This is a genomic window from Balneola sp. (genome assembly GCA_002694685.1).
Lineage (GTDB): Bacteria > Bacteroidota > Rhodothermia > Balneolales > Balneolaceae > Gracilimonas.
The window spans coordinates 1-20847 of the sequence record NZMW01000014.1 but is presented as its reverse complement, the minus strand read 5'-3'; the positions used below and the strand labels follow the sequence as shown (position 1 = coordinate 20847).

Genomic DNA, 20847 nt, shown 5'->3' with positions numbered 1-20847 from the left:
GCACCAATAAAAAGGAGGTGCCACTATGAAAGCTAAGTTATACGAAAAATACTACAAATTGGGATTTGACTACTACATTCTTAAAAATGTATTTGGACTCCATAAGCCCGATAAAAACATCAAGCGTTTTTACTACGCAGTTATTGCGACAGCACTTTTAGTAGGTTTAGCAATAAACTAAGAATACAGATTGTCACTTAATCAAGGCTTCATAGCTTTGAACAATTTTTTTAGCTTACTTCTAGACATAAGGCCGTCTACAAAGTTAAACTGACCAGCTTGAAGCCTTTCCCCACCGTCTATAACCACACATTCTCCGGTTATATAAGGTGCTAAGTCTGACATTAAAAATATCGCAAGATTGGCGAGCTCTTCATGCTCGCCATATCTTTTGGCAGGAATTTTATTCTTAAAGTTTTTCTCCAATACTTTTTTAGGAACCAACCTTGACCATGCCCCTTCTGTTGGAAATGGCCCAGGGGCTATAGCATTGACTCGTATTCCATAGGTTGCCCATTCAAATGCCAATGATCTCGTCATAGCTAATACTCCCGCTTTACTACAAGCTGATGGTAGTACAAATGCACATCCGGTGCCTTCAGCATAGGTTGTCACCATATTGAGGATATTCCCCTCTTTTTCATTGTCAATCAGGTAGTTTCCAAAAACATGAGTGCAATTAAAGCTTCCGTGGAGTACAATATCTACTATCGCTTTAAAGCCCCCGGGCGATAAGTCTTCTGAGGCAGACAAGAAATTACCTGCAGCATTGTTGACTAAACCGGTAATTGATCCAAAATCTGCAATGATTTGTTCAAACATTGATGTCACACCATCATATTCTCTAACATCACATTGATAGTATCTAGCAACAGCACCTTCGCGTTCACCTTGAATCTCTTTTACTGCTTTTTGAAGCTTTTCTTCCGTTCTTCCACAGATAGCAATATCAGCGCCACTTTTAGCAAATCCTTTTGCCATAGCTAGCCCTAAACCACTGCCACCGCCAGTAATTAAAATGGTTTGTCCTGATAGCGTGTCTTCTTTGAACATGATTTCCCCTAATTTAGATTTTCAAAAATTCCAGCTGCACCCATACCGCCGCCAATGCACATAGTAACTAATCCATACTTAGATTTACGGGCTTTCATTTCGTACAAAATTTGAGTGGATAGCTTAGCTCCCGTACATCCTAATGGATGCCCCATTGCAATAGCGCCGCCATTCACATTAGTTATTTCTTTGTCTAAACCAAGCTTTCGGATTACAGCAAGTGACTGTGAAGCAAAAGCTTCATTCAATTCAATCAAGTCAATATCTGATAATTGTAAGCCTGATTTCTTAAGTACTTTTGGAACAGCTTCAACCGGACCTATACCCATAATTTCCGGGGCAACACCTGCGACCTGAAATCCCACATATCTTGCCATGGGCTCTAATCCTAATTTTTCAACCATCTCGCCACTCACTACCACTACGCCTGCAGCAGCATCATTCATTTGAGACGAATTCCCGGCCGTCACACTCCCATCTGACTTAAAGGCTGGACGCAATCCTGATAAAGCTTCTACAGACGTATCTTTTCTCGGCCCCTCATCCTGTTTGAAGGTGAAAGAATCTTCAACAACTTCACCGTCGGCTGTTACTTTTTTCTCATGTACTTTAATTGGGGTGATTTGGCCCTCAAACTTACCTTGCTCCCACGCCTTAATTGCTCGCTTGTGACTTTGGTAAGCAAATTCATCCTGATCTTCGCGGCTTACATCATATTTCTTTGCAACATTTTCGGCAGTGATACCCATGCTTACATATACTCCGGGTTTTTCATCCACTAGATCTGGATTAGGTTGAAACGACATTCCACCCATGGGGACCAAACTCATAGATTCAACACCACCCGCTATAATCACGTCAGCACCACCGGCCATAATCCGTTCAGCAGCCATAGCTATTGTTTGCAGTCCGGATGAACAGAACCGATTTACAGTAACGCCAGGAACTGAGTCTGGCAATCCACCCAACAAAGCGATCTGTCGTGCCATATTTAACCCCTGAGAAGCTTCAGGGAATGCACAACCCATTATAACATCTTCAACCTGCTCAGCCTCTAAGCCTTTGGTTCTGTTCAGAAGATCTTTGACTACCTCTCCCCCCATAGAATCCGGCCGTGTAAACCGAAGTGATCCTTTATTAGCTTTACCACAAGCTGTTCGTGTTGCGGCTACGATGTATGCTGTATTCTTAGACATAAGACTTTAGATAAAAGATTTAAGAAAATTTCTTTATAAGTGTGAATATCATTTTCTGTATTTCAGTTAAATCTGATAAAATGCTTTCAAGCTCTTCTTTTAATATGTATCCAATATTTTCACTAATAATTAGTTGCGTTTCGAGTTCGGAGCAAGACCCAAAGGAAATATTTAGAAATTGCCGAAACTCTTTGTCAGAATTTCTTCCCGCACCTTCTGCGATATTAGAGCTTATAGAAACAGAGCATCGTCTCATCTGAGAGACGATCCCAAACTTTTCTTCTTTAGGGAATTTCTTAGTAATTATATAAATGGCAGAAGCAAGCTCTATTCCCCTCTTCCATACTTCCAGTTGCTTATAATTATGCATCTATGAGTCTCAAGTCTTTCATCTAGAATCTGAAAATCTAATTTCTTAACGGTTTCCCTTTCTTCAGCATGTGCTCCATTCGGGCTAGTGTACGGTCGTCTTGGAGGCACTCAAGGATGGCTTCTCTTTCCAGTTTCAATAGGTAAGATTCAGGAACTTCCTGTTCTTCACTGAGATCTCCTCCCGCTAATACATAAGCAACTCTGGTAGCAACTACCTGGTCATAGTCAGTTACGTATTTTCCTTCATGCATAACGTGAAGCATTAATTTCATGGCAGCCAGTGCTGTTTTTCCAAGTACTTTTATAGAAGTTTCTGCCGGTGACTGATATCCAGCCTGAACAAGGTTTAAAGCTTCTTCCTTTGCTGTTTTGATGAGCAGATCACGGTTCATAACAATTGTGTCAGAGTCGCGCATATACCCAAGTTCACGAGCCAAATGTGCACTTTCCGATACTTTTGCCATCCCGATAGTCTTAAATACTTCCCGAATAAACGGTAATGGATCTGCTTCCCCTTCCAACTTATCCATGGCACGGCGGAGTAGCTCGGTTGTGCCTCCACCGGCTGGTATCAGCCCAACCCCTACTTCAACCAAACCCATATAAAGTTCATGATGAGCGACTACTTTATCGGAATAGAGGCAAAACTCTACGCCACCACCCAATGTTTTCCCGAATGGTGCAGAAACTACAGGAAACGGTGCATAACGTAATGCAACAGCCGTTTTCTGAAAATTGGTCACGGCTTCTACAACGCTATCCCAATCATCATTTTGTTTGGCGACTAAAGCTTCTTTCAGATTAGCGCCGAATGCAAAATTATCTGCATCGTGACTAATAACGAGTGCGTCAAAATCTTTTTTAACGGTGTCCAGAGATTTATACAAAGACTGAACTAACTCGGCTCCCAAAGTTGAGTGCGGAGTATGAAATTCAAACAGTGCAACTCCATCACCGAGATCATGCAAAGCCACACTGTCATTTTCCATAACCGGATTACGCTCTTTGCGTAGCTGGTGAACTTTAATTTCGCCTTTAGCTTCAGGTGGAGTATCAATCATAGATTTAGAAGCAGGATCGTAAACCTGTCCATCTGAATAAAAAGAATGGATTCCGGCATCCAACATTTCAGTAATTATTTCAGGAATGTCTTCGCCCTCTTTCTCAAGGTGTTCAACCATATTCTGAATTCCGAGAGCATCCCATCGCTCAAAAGGCCCCATTTCCCAATTGAATCCCCACTGCATTGCTCGATCGATAGAAAGTGGAGAATCCGTAATTTCAGGAATTCGGTTTGCCGCATACAGCAACAGGTCTTTATGCACGTTCCATAAAAAAACTCCAATCTCACCCCCAGAAAATACCAGGAACTTCAAGCGCTCAGCAGTGTCTTTAATCTTGTTGGCCTCTTCAAGAATGGGATCTTCAAGCTCTTTTTGGGAGTCATATTCAAAATTATCAGGGTTGATGACTTTGTATTCTCCATCCTGCTTGGAGTAAAACCCTTTTCCGGCTTTGTTCCCAATCATTCCTTCGTCTACCATTTTCTGAAATTCATCCGGCAGATTAAAGGTCTCCTGCATTTCATCATCAGGAATAGATGGATATAGATTTTTAGCTACGTGATTGGTCACATCCAGCCCGGCCATATCAGCTGTTCTGAAAGTAGCCGCTTTGGAATAGCCTGTTATTGTTCCTGTCAACAGGTCGATCTCTTCAGCCCTAAAATCTCCGTTAAAGAAATACGGCATAATGTTAGCAATCGAGAAAATACCTATTCGGTTGGCAATAAAGTTAGGGGTGTCTTTACAGATCACTACCCCTTTACCCAAGGTCTTTTCACAGAATCGATGCATAAATTCTGTGACATTGTCAGACGTTGTTTTAGTTGGAATGACCTCCAGCAACTTCATATACCGTGGAGGATTAAAGAAGTGTGTTCCCAGGAAATGAGCTTTAAAATCATCACTGCAGTCTTCACTAATTTCACCAATTGGAAGTCCTGAAGTGTTTGAACTCACAATCGTTTCCGGTTTCCTGATCTCCTCGATGCGAGACATCATATCTTTTTTGATGTCCATCTTTTCAATAATGACCTCGCAGATCCAATCTGCATCCTTCATCTTATCAAAGTCATCTTCAAAATTACCAACCTCAACACGTTGGGCAAAATCAGGTCTCCCAAACGGTGCCGGCTTCATCTTTGATGCTTTTTGAAGGCTCTCCTCTGCTGTTTTATTTGGTCTTTTCGGGTCATCACTTTTCAGATCCAGTAAAATAACTTCCAGTCCGGCATTAATACAGTGAGCCGCTATTTGGCTCCCCATCACTCCTGATCCCAATACCGCTACTTTCTTGATCGAATATTTAGTTGTACTCATTATGTATGATTTCTAAGATTCTTCTTCTGCGTAAATACTGTCGATATCTTCTTTGTACTTTTTATTGATCACGCTTCGCTTAACTTTAAGCGTAGGAGTGATCTCTCCATTTTCAATAGTAAACTGATCTTCCAAGAGCTTGAATTTCTTTACCTTTTCCCATTTTGAAAGGTCTTTGTTTACTTTATCTATCTCCTTTTGAATGCGACTCAGGACATATTTATTCGTGGTTAAGTTGTCCTCAGGAAATTCATGATTTGTAGTCTTAAAACGTTTTTTCATGTTTTCCCAGTTAGGGACTATTAGCGCTCCGCAAAACTTATGTTCACTTCCCACAACCACGGCTTGTTCAATAAAGCCACTATTAACTAACGCATTTTCTATGGGCTGAGGAGCAACATACTTACCTGTTGAAAGCTTGAATAGTGATTTCTTTCGATCGGTCACAAATAGCCAGCCATCCTCATCAAGGTGACCGATATCTCCGGTGTAAAACCAGCCATCTTCATCAATAGCCTCTTCCGTTTTTTCCGGCATCTGATAGTACCCGACCATAATATTAGGCCCTCTTGCCAGAATTTCACCATCTTCAGCAATCTTAATTTCAACATCCACCAGCGGTTTTCCTGAAGATCCTATTCTAAGCTCTCCTTTTGGAGGTCCGGTAAGTACAGGTGAAGTTTCAGTAAGCCCATATCCAAGACCACAATAAATGCCTATTCCGTTTATAAAGCGGGCGATATTTGGAGACAGTGCTGCTCCACCGACATTAAACCCTATCATATTACCACCAAACAGCTCTCGAATTTTACTGTAAACCAGCTTGTCTGCAATCTTATACTTCCAAGTCGCCGGTGGGTTTTCAGGGTCGTACTCCTCAGCTAAATTCACCGACCAATAGTAAAGTTGTTTCTTAAGGCCACTCATTTCCTGACCTTTCACTTTGATCCCCGTTACAATTTTTTCAAGCAAGCGAGGTACCGTAACCATATAAATAGGCTTAACGGCAGCAAAATCATCCTTTATTTCTTCCACTTCATCAATATAATAGGGTGGCACACCCATGTAGGCGTAGATGTATGAAGCAGTTCGTTCAAACATATGAGCCAGCGGCAGATAGGAAATTACTTTAGGATCATCGTGTGCTTGGGTATCGAATGGGAATATTTCGTGTGAAGCCAATGCATTCCCTGCAATATTATTGTGAGTTAACATAACTCCTTTAGGGACACCTGTTGTCCCCGAGGTATAAATCAGCGTAGCTAAGTCATCCGGCTCAACTTCATTTCTAAGCTTTTCAAAAAGGTTGGGTTCTTCTTCTGATCTCTTATGCCCCATTTCCAACACGGACTCAAATGTCTTCAGCTTTTTATGACCTGAACCAAGAATAGAAATAATTGCTTCTACACTTTTTATTTCTTTGATCAGAGGTTTTGTTTCAGCAAACACCTCATCATTAGACACAAAATGAACCTTAGTTCCAGAGTTCTCAAGGATATACTTAATCTGTTCTCCCGGCTGGGTAGAATAAATGGGTACCACCACTGCACCCAAAGATAGCACGGCCTGATCAATCACCAGCCACTCGGTGCTATTCTCTGCGTGAAGCGAGACTTTATCTCCTTTTCGCACGCCAAGCTCATACAAACCCATGGCGAGATCATTCACCATTTGGTTAAAATCTTCAATACTTGTTTCTATCCATTCCCCATTTCTTTTTACGGCAGAGTAAATTCCCGTTTGGTTTTTTGCAGCACCTTCAGCTACAATGGACAAAATGGTTGTTGGTTCGTATTTCATAATATTTCCCTATCATGTTTGCGTGTATTTCTAATATACACTTTCACTATACATTTGAAAGCGGTTCCACGCTTTATTTTAATAACTTAACACTGTTAATCAAATCCAAATTTTATGTTTATTGAAGAAGATTTAAAAAAGAAAGCTGAAATCTACTTCAACTTTGCTCACAAGCACATGGGTCATGCCTTAGGGATTGAAATCCAACATGTGAGTAAAGAAAAAATGATTGCCACTATGCCGGTTAATGAGAATTCTGTGCAGCCTTTCGGGGTGTTGCATGGCGGAGCTTCTGTTGCTTTGGCCGAAACCTTGTGCTCAGTAGGCGGGTGGTTTCACTTAAAGGGATTAGATCAAACCGTTGTTGGGGTTGAGATTAATGCCAATCATATACGTGCAGTAAAAATGGGCGGGAAAGTTACCGGAACAGCAAAGCCGGTTAATGTTGGGAGAAAAATTCAGGTCTGGAAATGTGAGCTTCGCGACGAGCATGATAAGCTGGTTTGTACTTCGCGTTGTACGCTGGCTGTTATTAATAGGCCCAAATAAAAAACCCGAATTCACTTTCTGAATCCGGGTTTAGAAGGTTTAGTAATTGAATCTTATTTAATCAGCATCATCTTTCGGTTTAGCTGTACTGAACCTGCATCCAAACGATAAATATACATACCACTTGAAAGGTTTTGAGCATCAACTATAGCTGTATGAGTGCCTGCTTGCCTAAACTCATTTACCACCGTCATCACCTGCTGCCCAAGTATGTTATAGACTGTCAGTTTAACGTCCGATGCTTGAGGAATCGTAAACTGAATATTGGTGGTTGGGTTGAATGGATTCGGGTAGTTTTGTTCAAGGCTGAAGGTTTTTGGAATACTTGAAGCTACTCTTTCCTCATTTGAAACTGCCATTTGAGAAAGCTCATACATATAAGCAGGAGTGTCTCTAAAGTTCCAGTCTGCCTGTTGCCAAACTAATACGGAAGTTACTCCCTCAGCAGTCATCTCCCCGATAGACATCCGATACTGACGGTTAATAAAATTGCCATTCGTATTAAAGCCCAAGCTTTGGTTTGGAGCTTTCAATACCGCATCAGGTGTGCTTGATAAAGTATCACCTCCAAAAAACAGAGAGCCGTTTCTTGTTCCAGAATTCCCCATATATAGTAACTCATCTGCACCATCTCCATTAATATCAGGAACTGCTGCCATTTCTGCTCTTCCTGAAAAGGCCGTTGTATCATTTCCAACTCCAACGTTTACCGGTTGGTGAATTTCCTTTAATAATGGAAGAAATTGATCTGCCTGCCCGTCAAACTCTTCTCCCCCATGGAAAATATGGATACCTGCCCTACCTTGATTGATATCAGACTGATCCTGGTGCCTGAAAGGTTTAATGGCCAAGTCTGTATAACCATCACCATTAAAGTCACCATCTGCTATTTCATTAAAGGCAAAAACCCAATACCAAATATTTTCTGCATATGCTGTTGTATCGGCAATCAACCGAATATCACTTCCCCCGCTGAAATCCGGAGTTCCATCCTGCCCGTAGAATACATGTACAGCCCCTCCATGAGTATAAGTTGCACCTTCGGGCACATCATTTTCCATATTTATTTCCTGAGAGTTTCCGATGATAAAATCATCAATACCATCTCCATTTAAATCAAACTCTCCCTGTAGAACCCCTCCTATTCCCCATCCATACTGAGTACCATCGTCTTCTGGAAATGAGATTTCGTCATCCGGGTTTAATGAAATTGATGAACCACCAAAATAAACTCCAATTGGAGTTACGCCCTGGCTTGCTCCACTTACAAGTATATCGTCCAACCCGTCATTGTTTATATCACCTGCATTGGCAATAGTACCAATAAAGTTATTGTAGTTATCCAATCCCGGTTGGTAATCTTCACTTTTTATAACGTGATATGGATCCTCAGCTCCCAGTTCATAAAAATGTAGCTCATTGGATGTCATCGGTTCTTCATCTGTACCTGCATCTATTTGTATAAGCATCAATATATCTTCCCGGCCATCAGTATTGAAATCCCCGGAAGTAACAAATTGAACAAATCCATCTAACTCAATAGTACCTGTTGGTGTTGTGCCATCACTTCCGCCTTCATAAATGTCCATTCTACCAGTTAAACCATCCGAGACAATGAGCCCATAGTCGTCAAGTCCATTTCCGGAGATATCACCAAAAGTATAGGTCCCTTCAATTCCAGTAATTCTATAATCTGCTCTATCAAAGAGGTGTTCGGTTGGATTAGCATAATCCACGGTACCACCAGAAGCAACACCTTCAATTCGAAGCTGACCAAATGATGTACTATTAGTGCCATAATATTGAAGATCATCAAACCCATCATCATTAAGGTCACCTTGATTTGTAAAACGTATATCAAAGGAAAGCCCTACATCTTCCCCTCCAGGCCCTCCTAGGACTCCCTCAATGGTAAGCGTCGTATCAGCCGGGTTTAAGGTGGCAAAACTGTACTCATCATTAGAATTAACTACAAAATCAGACCATCCATTACCATTTAAATCACCAATAGGAAATCCATCCATAGCGCCTAAATCAACTGGTGTTTCAACATATAAGGAGGTATCACCCGACATTGTATATAACTTCATAAAATCCCCACCCGTGGTATCGGTATCAAACTCTGTACCGGTTACTAAAATATTTGGGAAACCGTTACTGTCTTCAGCCAAAAACATATTTGAGCTAAAGCTGTAGGCAAAATCACTGCTTTGAACAAGTGTGACCGTCTCGTTGGTAATATCTAGCTCAAATACCAACAGGGCTTGTTGATAGTTAGTGCCGCCTGTTCCTTGTATCAAATTAGTTCCCTTTGTTAATAAATAAGGAACTCCATCCCAATTCACATAATTAAGCTCTCGAACACTAAAGAATTGTAACTCAATTTCTGGTGCAAGATCAAAACTGAGAACTGTTGAGTTCTCGATTTCTGTATCAATCAAACCGATATGGACGGTAGTACCGACATTTACAATTATATCTTCCGTTGAATTACCATCAATATCATCACGTATGATCGTAAAGTTAGAAAGTGGGATATCCAGGCTTTCCAATTCTGGTATTTCTATTGACGTTGTGTTAAAGCTGCCGCTCGAAAATTGGTATAAATTAATACCATCATCATTTTGACTTGCTAATTGAGATTGACCTGCTCCTGCTATGTCTCCTATTGGAAATAGCGCGTCGTATATAATATGGTCTGGATTTGTAAGATCTCCTGAACCCATAAAAACAAGTGTTTTCATCACTCGGTCAGAGAGATCTTCAGTTCTTTCGTCCCATGCCTGATAAGTATTTATAAAATCAGTAGTTCCATCACCATCTAAATCGCCAACTGCTTCAAAAACACCCGAAGGAACGAAGTTTATCTGTGGGTTGGACCATGGTTGTGTATGTCCCCACTTCATAGTTGGGTCTACCGTCCAGTAGTCATCTACATCCATTGATTTACTTCTGAACAGTATGTTATGCTGAGATGAATTACGGACGTCGTCAAAAACAATTTCGACCGCCCCGTTTGCTTTTTCTTTTGTTTCTATCTGCTGAGCATGTATTCCTGGAAAAAGAAAACTGCTCATAATAATTAGAGATAAGCTATAGCTTAAGCATTTCATAATACCCCGTTTCGTTTATTAATATTGTACCTACACCATTCTAAATAAATAAAAATGGGGAACTACACAACCCGCCTGGAATCTCAACCCCTTATGCACTCATTACTTAGACCCTCCTTCGTAACAACTTTCTGAAAGTTCTTACTTACTTCTTATGATGCTGGAGCTTCATGAAATGCATTCCGCAGCAGGAGCAGCGAAACTAGAGACTGGACGATTTGCCTATTCCCTAAACTGCACATTACTCCACTCTTCAAACAAATGAGCCACTTTTAAGCGCTGGTATTTTCCTGTTGAAGTGACCGGTAGCTCTTCGCCGAATACCACTACCTTGGGTGACTTTAAAAACGGCAGGTGTTCCCGGCAGTAATCTAAAATAACTGCTTCGTTTTGCTCCGCTCCTTCTTTGAGCTCTACATAAGCCCCGACTTCCTCTCCATACCAATCATTTTCAAAACCCACCGCAATGCCCGCTTTTACACCAGGAGCTTTGTTTATGACTTCATCAATTTCCAGCGGTGCCAGATTAATGCCGCCTCGAATGATCAACTCTTTCAACCGGCCCGTGATGAAATAGTAGGGATTGCCCTTTTCGTCTTTTTTGATAAATCCTTCATCTCCACTGCGAAACCAGCCATTCTTAAAAGCTGATTCATTGGCCTCCCGGTTATTAAAGTATCCCTTCATCACATTTACCCCACGAATCACAATTTCTCCGCGTTCGCCTTCCGGAACGGAGTTGCCCTGCTCATCCTGAATATCCATTTCGTTGGCAGGGACTGGAATTCCTATACTCGGGTAACCAAAATCCCGCATCCATTTTTTATGTTCTTCTTTGGGCTGATCGGCCGGGATGAAGCATGAGTAACAGGTCGTTTCTGAAAGTCCGTACCCGTGAATAATGGGAATGTCGAATTTCTCCTCAAAGTTTTGAGCTACCTTTACCGTAAGTGGACCAGCTCCGCAAATGATATGACGGAACTGATTATTTTCCGGCACCTCTTTTCCTTCATAATAACTAGTAAGATATTGAAGCAGTGTTGGCACCACGCTTACCACATGAACTTGCTCTTCTTCAATAATCTGAAAGAAATGTCCCGGGCTGAATTTCTGATTTAAAACGGTAGATCCTCCTACAAAAAAAGGAGTAATCATCGTCACCACCGTACCGTTTACGTGGTGAATGGGTAAAATACACATCATTTTTGTTTGACCATCAATGTTGTGCCATTGACTAATGGTTCGAGCATCTTCAAGAAGATTACGCTGAGTCAAAACAACACCTTTTGGATTCCCTGTAGTACCGGATGTAAATACTATCAATGCTTCAGACTCAGTACCAACTTGTACTTCTTTCAATTCTCCATTCTTTTTGGAAAATGACTCTACAGAATCATCACAAACGATGACCTCCAATTCAGAAAGCAGGTTTTCTTTCTTTATGATCTTTTGAATGCGATCAGAATATTCATCCCGAACTAGAGCCAGCTTTACTTCCGCATTCTTCAGGATGTAAGCTATGCGATTATCATCTTCCCCAAGATTGACCGGAACTACTACCAACCCACAGAACCAGGCTGCAAAATATTGAACCACTGTATGCCAGTGATTGTGAGAAATGGTGGCAACCTTATCACCGGCTTCTAAACCCCGTGATTGATAAAAACGAGCAGTATTTATGACGCACTCATAAAATTGCCGATATGAAACTTCCGTTCTATTTTGCTCTGAATCCCGATAGGTAAGATAGGTCTTGTCACTTCCAATACCCTTTTTAAGCAGACTGAAAAAATCCTCTCTCAAGGGTTCCGGCGGATTTTCCAGACTTCGGGCATGAGCTATTTTATCTTCTAAAGTATTGAATTTCATATTACTCCAACATTTTTGTGATGGTAGCAGATGAGTGGGAGAAAGACAAGAAGCGCTTAATCAAGTTAGATAGATATACATCGCAGTGATCCCAATAACCATCCCAACCACAAATAATCTTAGAATTGTTTTATTTGATATGACTTGTTTCATAGCAATAACATTTATTTTGAAAGTATAAAATCAAACAGGCTTAAACTGCAAGATTTTAGTTGTATTAAAGGATACAGGACTCAGAATTCAGGAGTCAGGATCGTTCTGTTCAGAATTCTGAGTCCTTTATCCTGAGTTCTTCTATTACTGCTTGGCAGGGTAATAAGGAACTCCATTGTACTACACTTTTTAGATGGTACCGGATGCAAAATAAAAAGGCAAACACCTTACTTATTCCTATAAGTCTTTAACCATTCGGATATTTGTTATCTCAACTCCATTCCTAATTACAGTCTGTTCTTTGAGAACATTGAAGCCGTGTTTACTAAAAAATGAACAAGCTGTAATACTGGATTCAGTAATTATTTGGCTCTCTCCACTTTGCTGAGCATATGATTCCAATTCTTCTAAAAGACTTTTTGCAATACCCTTTCCCTGATACTTATGATGAACAAACATTGTATCAAGATATCCTTTATTAATTGAAGCAAACCCCGTGACCTTTCCATCAATTTCCGCAAGAAGAAAGTATTGATCTTCTACTTTTTTGAGCCACCGCTCCCTATCATCGATGCTTGAACTCCACGCAGCCAATTGTAAGTCAGAATAATCAGCTTTGTTACTATTCAGAATTGTTTCACTGAACAATTTCAAAACGTCATCAAGATCATTCTTATTAGCTCGTCGAATTTTCATTCTTACTATTGCTTCGCAGGAATTCTGGGAATTGTCATAATTTCACGCTGACGACCATCGATATACCACACGCCACTTTCATCAAAAAAGGCATCCTCCTCGAGCATAATGCGGATTTCTTTGCCCCATTGTTCGATATACGTTGCTGCATTTAATTCTATAGAATATGCGGTATTTAAATGAAGCGAATAGTCGCCGTCGCCGGGAACTCCTCCCTGAGAATCCCACATCCCAAGGGTTGTTCCTGCAGCATGACCATGATATCCAATCGGGTGGGTGTAAATACTTGGGGTAAGTCCTTCATCTTTGGCCTGCTTTAAAGACATCGCTAAAACTTCGTTTCCAGTTCTGCCTTCTTTAAAATTATTGGTGAAAATATCCTGGAGGCGATTTCCATTTTCGAAAGCTTTGACCAGATACCCCGGCACCTCAGTTTCTTCAGGACGAAGTATATAAGCGTGTTGCTGAGTGTCTGTATTCAGGCGCAAGTATGTGATGCCAAAATCAACATGAAGTAAATCTCCGGGCATGATTGTATTTTCTCCCGGACGGCTATCAAAAGTGCGAAGGTGATCAAATGACTCTGGGTCAGCCCTTTGAATAGATACGCTGGGGTGAAACCAAGTATTCAGTTTAAGTTCTCTGATTTTTTCTCTGTACCACCAAACCACATCTTCTGTTGTAGTTATCCCGGGTTGAATTACTGCATCAGAAAATCCTTCAGCAATGATTTCATGAGCTATACGGACGATTTGCGGATATATCTGCATCTCTTTTGCCGTCCGGGTCTCAAGCCATTTCACTGCTAATTTCTCAGCAGAAACCAAACGATCAGTGTACTTTTTACCAAGTGCTGCCTTCATTTCATTATGATCAGTTACCACCATGCCATCGGCATGTCCCCATATTTCTGAGACATTTATTCCAATACGTTCAGGATCTCGTTCTTCAACAATCTCTTTGAGCCTTTCCCATTGATCAGGCTGACGTTCTTTATCCCATGCTCTTTTGAAAGTCTCCCCAACATCATACCGGGCAACAGCCAGTGTTTCTACTCCTTCACCTTCTCCCCTGTCATACATTACCAAAATAGTACGGCGCCGGGCAGCTAACCATGTAGCCGGAAGCATCGTCTCGATAACAGGATCTTCATTGTATTCCCTTGAAACTACAACCCACATATCGATATTAGTCTCCCTCATCATCTCGGGTAATAAAGTCTGGATTTTATCCTCCAGAAGATTATCAATCACGGCAGCTCGCTCTTTCATTGGCAGAATATGCGGGTAGGATTGAGCCTGTAAAGACACGGAGATAATAAGCAGGGCTAGGAAAGTCAGAAGCTGTTTCATGGAATTCATTTGTTGTGATTTGCGAGAATATGGAGAGGAATAGACAGAGGTGCAAGGTGTATAGTGGCAAACCGCTAGAAAGGAAGAAGAAAAGTGGGCCCGGCAGGACTTGAACCTGCGACCAATCGATTATGAGTGAAGTTATTTATTAACTATAAATACGCTTAAAGCGCATTTTTAATGCCCTTGTACCAACCATTGTACCCACTAATACTTCCACTGGTGAACGGCTTTCATATATACAATTATTTAGAAAATTTGAGCCGTAGTTAGTCTTCTAAAATTGTCAAAACTGTTAGCCCTATTAATTCTGATTTAATAAAATGTAGACGTCAATTACAAAAATGTTATACGGTTTATTTGATCAACATCAATTTCTTGGTGCTCATAAACCCTCCAGCCTGTAATCGATAGATGTATAATCCACTTGATAATCCAGAAGCATCAAAAAAAGCAGTGTGCCAACCCGAATTTTGTCTTCCATCAACCAAGGTAGCTACACTTTGCCCAAGCATGTTGTATACAGAAAGTTTCACCTCTGTTGCATTAGGGAGACTATATCGGATTTGAGTACTTGGATTAAAGGGGTTTGGATAGTTTTGTAGCAACTGAAAAGATTCTGGAGCAAGATCCACGTTTTCTTTTGAAGTAGTAACTTCATCATTAGCATTTCCACTCCTTTGAAAATTACCTTGATATGTTCTCCATTGTGGTATTTTTAAATTGAATTTTCTCTTCCCCTGAGTCCCATCAAACCTCCATCCGTCATAAATTTTATATAATTCTCCATCTTCGTTAGTAAAAGTAATTCTCCCATTTATATAAGCCGTAGCATTACCTATCGCTGACGAAGTATTAAACTCCCAAAGCAAATCTCCTGAGTCACTAATTGCATAAATAGTGCCCGTCTCGTCGCCTACATAAACTACACCATAATCATTAATTGTCGGTGTAGAAGTAATAGCACCTTGAGTTTTAAACTCCCATTTAGTAGCACCAGTAGTACCTACCATAGCATATAGGGTAGAATCAGTACCTCCAAGAAGAACAGCACCATCATGAGCTATAACGGGTGAAACATTAAAGCTACTACTTACATTAATACTCCAAGCAACATCAAGTTCTAAACTATCGGTAATACGAAACTTGGTAAGATTACCTTTTTTTGTAGCTAGATAAATGTTATTACTATTATCAACTGCAGCGGAAGTTCCTATGCTATCACCCGTTGTATATGTAGATATGGGATTAAGTTGTTGACCAGTTACTTGCGCGTCTAAATCGTAATAATAAGCTTTCCCTTCCTCATCAGTGACATATAGGTAATCACTTTCAATTATAATACCTGGCTGATTGATCGGTGCATCCAATCTGTCATTCCAAACTACTGAACCAGTAGTACGATCTACTGCGAATAAATTGCTATTGCTAACTCCAACATAGAGTAGATTTCTTTTATTATCTATCGTGGGTGTTGCTTGAAGCTCACCGCCCAATGGTGAGTCCCAAACTGGTATTCCAAACTTGTCAAAACTATAGACAACACGGCTTGTTGAGGATATATAGACCGTTGAGTCCTGAGACACGGAGCTTACACTTCTAACTTCACCGTCAACTAATAAGTCGAACTGGTCCTCAAAGTTATTGTCCAAGATCTGCATTTTACCATCAGCTAGTGGTAAGTAAGTCAAATCTGAGCCAAGAGTTGTTACTCCACTATTTGTAAATAAGGTATCCGCAAATTGTCGGTTTTTTTCAAATACACTCACATGATATTCTGTAGTTCTCTCAGATGAGTCATCAATCGTATATATCATTTCAAGATCGTTAGTGCCTTGCTCAAACTCTAATTCAGCAACCGAAGATGTGGATTTAAGCTCTCCATTTACAGACCACCCAACAAAATCGAAATTTAATCTTCCATCTTTAAGACTATCTGCATCAATGGAAATAATGATTTTCGTTTCACTGGTTTCTTCTTCAAAAACTTTTGGGGAAGAGAGCCAATGTTCAAAAGGTCCAATATCACCAGTAGAGTTTGAAGGATATGGTCTTTGCCCTCCATAAATATCTATTTCTTGTTGATCATAAATGTTCGCCGCGCCAATGGCAGGACTTGATGTATGCAAGTAAAATCTACCGTTTGAATAAATAATTTTAGGATCTAGATCAATCGATTCTTCAATAAATGGAACTTCATTGCTTTTTATTCCCAGATTCTGAACAATAGAATTAATCAAACTTCCTCCACCCTCAAAGACATATATTTGCTCTCCAACACCTGAGGGGTGCTCGTTTCCCCATATAATTGAATTTACAAACATTGGGTAGGAGCGCCCATAAATATTGATGCCACCACCACCAACGCCAGTTTTTCCTTTGTTCTTATAAATCAGTGAATGCGTTATATAATGTTGTACACCTCCACCAATATTTAGCCCACCACCCCACTGTTCAGATACGTTGTTATAAATGATACTATTGTGCATATTAAATTCAATTCCATCTGATCGAACACCACCCCCACCTTCCTCAGAATAGTTATTGATGATTATTGTATTCTGGATCGTTGCAGTATCAAAACGGTCTGGCCCTTTTATCCTAACGCCACCACCTTTAACCCCATAGTTATCTTTGACTATGCAGTGTGAAACCAAATTCGGTGTTTCATGGTCAGAATTCGCATCAACTCTTATACCGCCTACAAAATCCTCCCCTTTTACATAACCATTTTGAATGGTAAACCCCTCAATCTCTCCATCCGTTAATCTTATGACGGTCCCATTCTTGTTTCCATCTAAAATTGTTTGTCTTATATAGGAAGTGTCACCATTAGCTGAGAACCTAGATTGTAGTTTTCTACCACCATCAATTACAAGCGTTGTTGCATCGCCAGCTGCTGGATTTGTATAATAAATTCCAGGGTTTACTCTTATAATAGCTCCTGGATCAGAAAGTGTAAGTGCTGAATCAATGGTCGAATAGTCATCTGGAACAGTAATAGTTTGCTGAGCCAAAGCACTATAGCTATAACCTAGAATTGAAATTAATACCCCAAAAAACCAAGCTTTCATATCACCACTATTATTAATTCACAATTGCTTCAAATTAATAACTTAACTCTTAAAATCAAGAACATACGTGTCACTGGACTCAGTACACAGTCAAGGTTTTTCAATTAAGTATGGTGAATAGTATTAATTGATTCCTATCGACACTAAATCGTGGTTATTTAACCAAGTAATTTTCTAGCTTTTTATACGCTTCTGTATGTTTCTTTTTATCCATTTATTAAATGTTCTGTAGCTTCCACTTTACACCCGGAAGTTCTTTCAAATGTGAAATATCAATCAGGCCCCAATCCGGATTACTACTCTTAAACGAGAGAAGAAATTCTTTTTCATTTTTCGTTAAACCTTTACCAATAATTTTTGGGAGTTCGTGCTGCACCTCATCGATCCTCTCTTTCCAATTCTTGAACTGTTATCTGATATTTCTTATCCAGTTTCCCACCTTTCATGATTTGCCGTTTACCACTTCCAAGTTCTATTTTTGATACATCTATCCTTTTAAACCAAGTGTGATTATGCCTTTCAGCCAGGTACAAAAATAGCCGTTTTACCTTTATTGAGTTACAGCTTTCCAGCAATGACTGAACAACCGCAGGCCTTAAAGAGACCAGCCCTTCTGACAGGTAATTCATCTCATCCCAGCTCTCATGCTTTGGCACATCATAAAGGTATTCCATAAAAGCTTGTTCTGGAGAAGACACATTCACTTCTATTCCATTGATTATTTTCTCCGAATGAGCTCCTGATTGGGCAAAAAGGTTAGCTGATCTAACTTCTATATGATCATCCCACACTTGATTCATAAACCATTTTGGTAGCCTTTCTGATGGTCTCTTCCATAATACAATAATCTTACTACTACTTTTCCGGATGTAATGACTAAGCCCATGCTCCTCTAATGCTGTCTTACCACCAACGTGTATGGTATATTTATCCAGTTTTTGAAGAGTGTAAAGTGCCCCAACCCATTTCACATCCTCTTTTGGTCTCTTATAAGCCCCTACCCCAAAGCTTTCCAGCCATCCACTTTTTTTATATGAGTCTGCCAACTGACGAGAAACCCCCCTTTCCTCCAGCCACTCCGTGGTTATAACCGTACATGAAGGCCAATTTTGCAATATGTAGTTTATTTTATTCATTATTAGTAAAGTAATACTTTACTTAATTGCTACAAAACAAACTTATTGGTTTAGATAATGTGAGGATTGTCAACTATTACTTGACTTAAAGTATATAAATTAAACTCGCATTAATTTAGTATACCAAAATAACTCTAAACCAAGTAATTCCTTTCTGAGTAACTCTGCTATACCCGTACGGATATAAAACAATCAATTATTGCATATTTATACCCGAACAGGTATAATATAGGCGAATCAATAAAATTTATACCCGTACAGGTATACAATGAATCCAAACAAAATACTTATAGCCTTTGTTAAAACTCGCCGTACGCAGCTGGGCCTCACACAAGAGCAACTTGCTGAACGAGCCGGGGTTGGACTCCGCTTTGTCCGGGATCTGGAGCAAGGTAAAGAAAGCCTACAGCTAGACAAAGTGAATCAAGTCCTGTTACTATTTGGTCACACTATGGGACCGATACCAATTGAGGATCGTAATGAGCTATAGAAAAGCAGATATATATATTTACGAAACAAAAGCCGGACTGCTGGAAGAAACTGATACAGGATACCGCTTTACTTATGAGGCAGACTATTTGGCTGGTTCTAATATAGAACCAGTGAGCCTTACTCTCCCCCTCCAAGAGGAGCCCTATGAATCAAACATCCTTTTTCCATTCTTTGATGGAATAATTCCGGAGGGATGGTTACTAGAAGTGGTAGAAGAAACTTGGAAGGTAAACCCTAAAGATCGGATGGGGCTTCTTCTGGTTAGTTGTAAGGATACTATTGGCAATATCAGTGTGAGGGAATCATGAACAGATGTATGATTTGTGCCCAGGAAGTTGCTCAAGATGAAATGTATCATGACAAATGCCTGGAAACGTTATTTGATTCAAAGAAAGCACCAATACTTGAGGCAAGCCTGAATGAGCTAAACGAGTTAGCAAAAAAGTCCGTAACAAACCGGGTTACGGTTCCTGGAGTACAATCAAAGCTTTCGTTGGAAATAAATCATAAAACTAAAGAGGCGGACAAACTTACCATTGTTGGGCTTTGGGGAAGATATATCCTTAAACCACCATCTAGTACATGGGATGAGCTCCCAGAAAATGAACACTGTACGATGCTCATGGCGCAAGCAGCGGGCATAGAAACCGTGCCATTTGGACTTATTCATTTATCCTCTGGAGAAAAAGCTTACATCACTAAAAGAATTGACCGAGACGCAAAGGGAAACAAATTTGCAATGGAGGACATGTGCCAGCTAACTCTTCGTTTAACCGAGGACAAATATAAAGGCTCTCATGAGCAGATTGCCAAAGTAATTAAAAAACATAGCTCAAATCCTCTTTTCGATATAACTCGTTTTTATGAATTAGTTTTATTCTGCTTTCTTTGTGGAAATGGGGATATGCATTTGAAGAATTTTTCTTTGTTCAAAGATCCAAAATTGAGCTGGAAACTAGCCCCCGCCTATGATCTCTTATCAACCCGACTGGTTATCCCGGAGTCAAAGGACCCAGAAGAACTATCACTCACTATTGCAGGAAAGAAGAGCAATTTTAATTTGCCAACCTTTATCAAATTTGGTGAGAGCATAGGACTGAACTCAAAACAAATAGAGAATATCATTGGGAAGCAGTTAGAGCAAAAAGAGCTATATGACCAGATAATCGACCACTCTTTTCTTTCCCAAGATATGAAAGACGAATATCATCAAATAGTATCGCAAAGGATGAACGTTATTGCCTCCAGCGATTGATTAATCACTCGACTGACGATCGATTGGAAATTTAGCTTCTAAGGAGCTTAGTCAAAGAAGCATAGATTTTCTGTCCAGGAATTGTACCCTCGGATTCCTTGCTCTAACTTACTTTGATTTTGTTTAGCCCTTTTACTTTTTCAACCAGTAAATCAATGACATTGGCATTGTTTTCAAATACACCGTCTAAGCCATCTTCATCAATAAAGTCGAACGGTGGTTCGTATAGGTTAGCAACATCCAGGTGTCCTTTTTCCGTGTAAAACTCAATCATCTGCTCAATGAACTGAATCTGGTTTGAACTGAGTTGGTTATTCTGCAAAAACTGACCGAACTCTTTAACAACCGTTTCACGA

16 protein-coding genes are annotated in these 20847 nt (G+C 40.2%); 4 read left to right on the top strand and 12 right to left on the bottom strand.

What is annotated here, in order from left to right; translation table 11 throughout:
- Positions 1-201 precede the first annotated feature (201 nt).
- From CL667_14840 to CL667_14820, 5 genes are read right to left on the bottom strand one after another with little or no spacing between them, the layout of a single operon-like run.
- Positions 202-1053: a 2,4-dienoyl-CoA reductase gene (locus tag CL667_14840; GenBank protein MAL18972.1), complete on the bottom strand. Its 852-nt coding sequence runs from the start codon at positions 1051-1053 to the stop codon at positions 202-204.
- Between the two features lie 8 nt (positions 1054-1061).
- A complete protein-coding gene (locus CL667_14835) occupies positions 1062-2249 on the bottom strand; it encodes an acetyl-CoA C-acyltransferase (GenBank protein ID MAL18971.1) in 1188 nt (395 codons plus the stop codon).
- Between the two features lie 19 nt (positions 2250-2268).
- Positions 2269-2619, bottom strand: a complete 351-nt coding sequence (locus CL667_14830; protein MAL18970.1) for a four helix bundle protein — start codon at positions 2617-2619, stop codon at positions 2269-2271.
- Between the two features lie 37 nt (positions 2620-2656).
- Positions 2657-5002, bottom strand: coding sequence for a hypothetical protein (locus CL667_14825; protein ID MAL18969.1), 2346 nt, complete (start codon positions 5000-5002; stop codon positions 2657-2659).
- Between the two features lie 12 nt (positions 5003-5014).
- Positions 5015-6802 carry a long-chain fatty acid--CoA ligase gene (locus CL667_14820; GenBank protein MAL18968.1) on the bottom strand — a complete coding sequence of 596 codons (1788 nt, stop codon included), beginning with the start codon at positions 6800-6802 and terminating at the stop codon, positions 5015-5017.
- A gap of 114 nt (positions 6803-6916) precedes the next feature.
- Here CL667_14820 and CL667_14815 point away from each other — a divergent pair, with 114 nt between their 5' ends.
- Positions 6917-7351, top strand: coding sequence for an esterase (locus tag CL667_14815; GenBank protein MAL18967.1), 435 nt, complete (start codon positions 6917-6919; stop codon positions 7349-7351).
- A gap of 53 nt (positions 7352-7404) precedes the next feature.
- On the opposite strand, the gene CL667_14810 is transcribed toward CL667_14815, so the two are convergent.
- The 6 genes from CL667_14810 to CL667_14785 form a co-directional block, all read right to left on the bottom strand.
- Positions 7405-10464: a hypothetical protein gene (locus CL667_14810; GenBank protein ID MAL18966.1), complete on the bottom strand. Its 3060-nt coding sequence runs from the start codon at positions 10462-10464 to the stop codon at positions 7405-7407.
- A 222-nt stretch (positions 10465-10686) separates the two neighbouring features.
- Positions 10687-12333: an AMP-dependent synthetase gene (locus tag CL667_14805; protein MAL18965.1), complete on the bottom strand. Its 1647-nt coding sequence runs from the start codon at positions 12331-12333 to the stop codon at positions 10687-10689.
- Positions 12334-12723: 390 nt separating this feature from the next.
- Positions 12724-13182, bottom strand: coding sequence for a GNAT family N-acetyltransferase (locus CL667_14800; GenBank protein ID MAL18964.1), 459 nt, complete (start codon positions 13180-13182; stop codon positions 12724-12726).
- A gap of 5 nt (positions 13183-13187) precedes the next feature.
- Positions 13188-14534, bottom strand: a complete 1347-nt coding sequence (locus CL667_14795; GenBank protein ID MAL18963.1) for a Xaa-Pro aminopeptidase — start codon at positions 14532-14534, stop codon at positions 13188-13190.
- A 356-nt stretch (positions 14535-14890) separates the two neighbouring features.
- On the bottom strand, positions 14891-17608 hold the full coding sequence (locus CL667_14790; protein ID MAL18962.1) for a hypothetical protein: 2718 nt from the start codon (positions 17606-17608) through the stop codon (positions 14891-14893).
- Positions 17609-17985: 377 nt separating this feature from the next.
- Positions 17986-18744 (bottom strand): hypothetical protein, encoded by a 759-nt coding sequence (locus tag CL667_14785; GenBank protein ID MAL18961.1) that lies wholly within the window; start codon positions 18742-18744, stop codon positions 17986-17988.
- 268 nt (positions 18745-19012) lie between these two features.
- Here CL667_14785 and CL667_14780 point away from each other — a divergent pair, with 268 nt between their 5' ends.
- The 3 genes from CL667_14780 to CL667_14770 are packed head-to-tail and all read left to right on the top strand — an operon-like array spanning position 19013 to position 20491.
- The gene (locus CL667_14780) at positions 19013-19234 is read left to right on the top strand and encodes a transcriptional regulator (GenBank protein ID MAL18960.1); all 222 of its coding nucleotides are present in this window, start codon (positions 19013-19015) and stop codon (positions 19232-19234) included.
- Positions 19218-19544, top strand: a complete 327-nt coding sequence (locus tag CL667_14775; protein MAL18959.1) for a phosphatidylinositol kinase — start codon at positions 19218-19220, stop codon at positions 19542-19544. The genes CL667_14780 and CL667_14775 overlap by 17 nt, the downstream gene beginning before the upstream one ends.
- Entirely contained in the window at positions 19541-20491 is a 951-nt protein-coding gene (locus CL667_14770; GenBank protein MAL18958.1) for a toxin HipA, read from the top strand. The genes CL667_14775 and CL667_14770 overlap by 4 nt, the downstream gene beginning before the upstream one ends.
- A 103-nt stretch (positions 20492-20594) precedes the next feature.
- On the opposite strand, the gene CL667_14765 is transcribed toward CL667_14770, so the two are convergent.
- Positions 20595-20847, bottom strand: a 253-nt coding sequence (locus tag CL667_14765; protein MAL18957.1) for a hypothetical protein, incomplete at its 5' end; no start/stop codon positions are given.